The sequence below is a fragment of the Amycolatopsis sp. NPDC003861 genome (genome assembly GCF_053605405.1).
Genome location: NZ_JBSGJD010000415.1, coordinates 1 through 5,189, shown reverse-complemented (window position 1 = coordinate 5,189; position 5,189 = coordinate 1). Strand labels below are relative to the sequence as shown.

Annotated in this window: 4 protein-coding genes; all 4 read right to left on the bottom strand. The window is 72.1% G+C overall.

The window, feature by feature from the left end; genetic code table 11:
* Positions 1–111 precede the first annotated feature (111 nt).
* Positions 112–1,800 (bottom strand): fatty acyl-AMP ligase, encoded by a 1,689-nt coding sequence (locus tag ACWEVN_RS46420; protein ID WP_452055527.1) that lies wholly within the window; start codon positions 1,798–1,800, stop codon positions 112–114.
* Positions 1,801–1,973: 173 nt separating this feature from the next.
* Complete coding sequence (locus tag ACWEVN_RS46415; protein WP_452055526.1) at positions 1,974–3,737, bottom strand: ABC-F family ATP-binding cassette domain-containing protein; 1,764 nt, start codon at positions 3,735–3,737, stop codon at positions 1,974–1,976.
* A gap of 3 nt (positions 3,738–3,740) precedes the next feature.
* Positions 3,741–4,148, bottom strand: coding sequence for an ASCH domain-containing protein (locus tag ACWEVN_RS46410; RefSeq protein ID WP_452055525.1), 408 nt, complete (start codon positions 4,146–4,148; stop codon positions 3,741–3,743).
* Positions 4,145–5,107: a 4-(cytidine 5'-diphospho)-2-C-methyl-D-erythritol kinase gene (locus tag ACWEVN_RS46405; protein WP_452055524.1), complete on the bottom strand. Its 963-nt coding sequence runs from the start codon at positions 5,105–5,107 to the stop codon at positions 4,145–4,147. The genes ACWEVN_RS46410 and ACWEVN_RS46405 overlap by 4 nt, the downstream gene beginning before the upstream one ends.
* Between the last annotated feature and the right edge of the window lie 82 nt (positions 5,108–5,189).

The window sequence follows — 5,189 nt, the reverse complement described above, 5'->3', positions numbered from 1 at the left end:
CAACGCTGACCCTCGCCACAAGCGCCCCAATGTGGCGTTGGGTGCGTCCGACGCACCGAACGCCACATTGGGTGCGTCTGACGCACCGAACGCCACATTGGGGCGCTCTGGTCAGGCGTCCGCGTTCTTCCTGATCCGGTCCGCGAACTGCTGGGCCGTCGCCGCGCGCTTGACCTTGCCCGACGGCGTCTTCGGCAGGCTTCCCGCCGGGAGCACCACCACCGCGTACGGCCGCATGTCCACCGCGTCGCGGACCCGGGCCGACACCTGCTTCATCAGGTTCTTCTCGGCCTCGGCGTCGCCCGCCAGCTTCGACTCCACGACCACCGCGAACCGCTCGCGGCGGCTGCCCGCGTCCAGCCGGACCGCCACCGCGTTGCCCGCCCGCACGCCCTCGACCGACGTCGCCGCGCGCTCGATGTCCGTCGGGTACAGGTTGCGGCCGCCCATGATGATGACGTCCTTGCGGCGGCCGCAGATAACGATCTGGCCGTCCACCAGGTAGCCGAGGTCGCCGGTGTTCAGCCACCCGGCGTCGTCCTGCGTCGCGAGCGGGCCGTCCATGGTCAGGTAGCCCGGCGTCACGGCCTCGCCGCGCAGCCGGATCTCGCCGACCTCGCGCTCGCCCAGCCGCGCGCCCGACTCGTCGACGATCTCCGCCTCCAGCCCGTCGAGGGGCCGCCCGAGCAGCGCGAACGACCGGACACCGTCGGTGCCGCGCCGCGGGTCGCCCTCCGGCACCGGCACCGCGCGGTTGTCCGCCTCCAGCGCGTCGGCTTCGACGACGTCCTGGGTGAGGCCGGTGAACAGCGGCGCGAACGACACCGCGAGCGTCGCCTCCGCCATGCCGTAGGCCGGGAAGACGCACTCGGCGGGCATCTTGAACCGGGCGCCGGCGTCCACAAAGGTCTGGACGGCGGTCTCGTCGATCGGCTCGGCGCCGTTCAGCGCGATGCGCAGCTTCGAGAGGTCGTAGGCGTCGTCCTCGTCGACACGCGCCATCCGGCGCCCGACGATGGCGTACGCGAAGTTCGGCGCGGCCGTCGTGGTGCCGTGGTACTTGGTGATCAGTTCCGGCCAGATCAACGGCCCCGAGAGGAACTCGACCGGCGTGATCTTGACCAGCTCGACGCCGAAGGTCATCGGCACGGTCAGGAAGCCGACCATGCCCATGTCGTGGAACGTCGGCAGCCACGACACCATCACGTCGACGTCGAAGTCGAACTCCGCGCGCTCGACCATGGCCTTGACGTTGGAGTACAGGTTCCCGTAGGTGATCCGGACGGCCTTGGGGTCGGCGGTCGAGCCGCTGGTGAGCTGCAGGAGCGCGGTGTCGCCCTCGTCGGTGGTGACGACGTCGGCGAGCGGCTCGGCCGCGGCGAGCTCGGTGATGAGCTGGAACCCGATGCCCTTCTCCTCCAGCACCGGCGCGAGCTGGTCGAAGGGCTCGCCCAGCAGCACCAGGTCGGAGCCGATCATCCCGAGCACCCGCACGGTGTCCTCGGCCCACTCGGCGAGGTCGGTGCGCGGGGTCGGCTGGTGCAGCATGGTGACGCTGCCGCCGGCCAGCCAGACGGCCTGCACGGTCGGTGCGATCAGCACCGGCGCGGCGGCCAGCACGGCGACCGCACCCCCGCGTTCGAACCCGCCGGCCACCAGGCCACCGGCGATCCGCCGCGCCTCGGCGTGCACCTCGGCCCAGGTCCGCCGGACCGGCTCCTTCGGCTCCCCGGTGACCATGCCGCGCTGCTGCCCCCGCTTCGTCGCGGTGGCGACGAGCGTGTCCACGAACCTGCTCATAGCGGGAACATTACTGTCTGGACGTCAACATCCGCCGAGCAACGCGGAAACGGGGCCTCGAAGCCGGCGGTCCACCTGGCGCTGCCCCCGCAGCCGGACGACGACGAGCTCGGGGCCTGCTCGCCCCTGCCACTCGATCGGCCGCCCGAGCGGTTCGTCCGGCCCGGCGACTCTCATTCCAGCAGCTCGGACGTCTCCAGCCAGCGGCCCTCGACGTCCTCGATCTCGCCCTGGACGCCCTTCAGCTCGGCGTTCAGCTCCATCAGCTTCGCCGGGTCCGTCGCGGCCGCCAGCAGGGACGCGTGGAGCTTCTCCTCCTTCGCGTGCAGCTGGTCGAGCTTGCGCTCCAGGCGGCCGAGTTCCTTCTGGGCCGCGCGCAGGTCCGCCGCCGACTTCTTCGCCTCCACCTTCTCCACCGAAGGCGCCGGGCCGGAGACCGGACGAGCCGCTGCCCGGCGGTTCAGGTACTCCTCGATGCCGCCCGGCAGGTGGGTGATCCGGCCGTCGCCGAACAGGGCGACGATCGTGTCGCACACCCGCTCCACCAGGTAGCGGTCGTGGGACACCACCACCATCGTGCCCGGCCAGCCGTCGAGGAGGTCCTCCAGCTGCTGGAGCGTGTCGATGTCCAGGTCGTTCGTCGGCTCGTCGAGCAGCAGCACGTTCGGCTCGGCCATCAGCAGCCGGCACAGCTGCAGCCGGCGGCGCTCGCCACCCGACAGGTCCCCGACCGGGGTCCACTGGCGGGCGGCCGGGAAGCCGAGCTTCTCGCCCAGCTGCGACGCCGTCATCTCCTGCTTGCCGAACACCACGCGCCCGGCCACCTGCTCGATCGCCTGCAGCACGCGCAGGTCGCCGGGCAGGTCGTCGAGCTCCTGACGCAGGTGCGCGAGCGCGACCGTCTTGCCCTCGATCCGGCGCCCCGTCGAGCCCTCGACGTCACCGCCGAGCAGCTTCAGCAGCGACGTCTTGCCCGAGCCGTTGACGCCGACGAGGCCGATCCGGTCGCCCGGGCCGATCCGCCAGGTGACGTGGTCGAGCAGCGTCCGCTCGCCCACCGCGTACGTCGTGTCTTCCAGCTCCAGCACGGTTTTCCCGAGCCGCCGCTTCGCGAACGCCTGCAGTTCGACGGAGTCGCGCGGCGGCGGGACGTCGGCGATCAGCGCTTCGGCCGCCTCGACGCGGTAGCGCGGCTTCGACGAGCGCGCCTGCGGGCCGCGGCGCAGCCACGCCAGCTCCTTGCGGGCCAGGTTCTGCCGCTTCTCCTCGGCCGTCGCGGCCAGGCGCGCCCGCTCGGCGCGCGCGAAGATCCAGTCGGCGTAGCCACCTTCGTACTGCTCGACGCGGCCGTTCGCGACCTCCCACGTCAGCGTCGCCACCGTGTCGAGGAACCACCGGTCGTGCGTGACGACCACGACGGCGACCTTCCGGGCCAGCAGGTGGTCGGCGAGCCAGCGGACACCTTCGACGTCCAGGTGGTTGGTCGGCTCGTCGAGCACGATCAGGTCGAGTTCGCCGGTCAGCGCGGCGGCCAGGGAGACCCGGCGCCGCTCGCCGCCGGACAGGTTCGCCGTCGGCGTGTCCAGGCCGATCGCCGTGATGCCCAAGCCGTCCACAATGGACCGGACACGCGCGTCGGCGGCCCATTCGTGCTCGGCGCCGTAGCGTTCGAGCACGACGTCGCCGACCGTGCTGCCGTCCGGGAGTTCCGTGCGCTGGGTGACCACGGCCATCCGCAGATCGCGAACCTGGCTCACCCGCCCGGAATCCGGCTCGGCGAGTCCGGAAAGGACTTCCAGCAGCGTGGTCTTGCCGCCCCCGTTGAGGCCGACGACGCCGATGCGCTGCCCGGCCGCGATGCCGAGGGAAACGCCGTCCAGCAGCGGGCGAACCCCGTAGGACTTGCTCACCGCCTCCAGGTTGACCAGGTTGGCCACTGCTCAGCCGATCCTTTCCACGATGACGAACCGCGTCGCCACGACGAGGGTCATGTCGTCCACGGTGAACTCCGGGTCTTCCATGACCGCGCGCATTTCCGCGCTCTGCCAGTAGTCCGTGTGGTCGGCACGCCACTCGGCGACGCTGGTGAAGCCCTCGCCCTCGTCGAGCGCGTGCTGCAAGTCCACTTCGGACAGAGGGAGGACGCGCACCTCGGTGGTCTCGAGCACCGCGACGCCGTTGCCCGCCGAGTCGATCATCAGCTCGCGCTCGCCGACGAGAGGCAGTTCTTCGCCGTACTTCTCGTATTCGGCGACCAGGCCGGTGGTCGACGTCTTCTCCCCGCGCAGGATCGCCGCGACCAGCTTGTCGCGCAGCGGGCCGGGGAAGGCGAACTCGGCGTGCTTCATGCGTGCACCCGCGGCGGCGCCGGGCGTGGCGCGTCGTCCCCGCCGACCACCCGGGCGCCGGGGACGGGGCCGTGTGCGACGCGGACCGTGCGGCACACGCCGGCGCCCGACAGCTCGGCCGCGACCTCCACCGCCGACTGCGCGTCTTCGCAGAGGAACGCGCACGTCGGGCCGGAACCGGACACCGTGCCCGCGAGCGCGCCCGCGTTCACGCCCGCCCGGAGCGTGCGGCGCAGGTCGGGCCGCAGCGAGACCGCCGCCGCCTGGAGGTCGTTGCCCAGCAGCAGGGCCAGCTGGCGTGGGTCGCCCGACGCCAGCGCCTCGACGACCGGTGTGTGCGAACCGATCCGGGGCGGGTTGCCCGCCGCGCGCAGGCGGTCGAGTTCGCCGAACACCTTCGGCGTCGACAGCCCTTCGGCGGCGAAAGCCAGCACCCAGTGGAACGTGTGCCGCGACAGCACCGGGACGAGCTGCTCGCCGCGACCGGTGCCCAGGGCGGTGCCGCCGTACAGCGCGAACGGGACGTCGCTGCCCAGGCCGGCGGCGAGCTCGGCCAGCTCGTCGCGGGTGACGTCGAGCCCCCACAGCGAAGCGAGCCCGACCAGCGTCGCCGCCGCGTCGGCGCTGCCGCCCGCCATGCCGCCGGCGACCGGGATGCCCTTGCGCAGCACCACCCGGACCTTCGGCTCACCGGTGCGCCCGACGTGCGCGGCGAGCGCCTCGACGGCCCGCCAGGCCAGGTTTTCGGGGCCGGTCGGGACCGAGCCCTCCCCCTCGCCGTAGACCTCGATGCCGGGCTCTTCGGTGACCGCGACGGTCACCTCGTCGGTCAGCGACAGCGCCTGGAACACGGTGACCAGCTCGTGGTAACCGTCTTCGCGCAGGTCGTCGACCGAAAGGTGCAGGTTGACCTTGGCCGGGACCCGGACGGTGACTGGGGGCGGAACTACGGCGAGCACCCGACCAGCCTACGTGCCCGCCCGAACGCCCCAATGTGGCGTTGGGTGCGTTGGACGCACCGAACGCCACATTGGGTGCGTC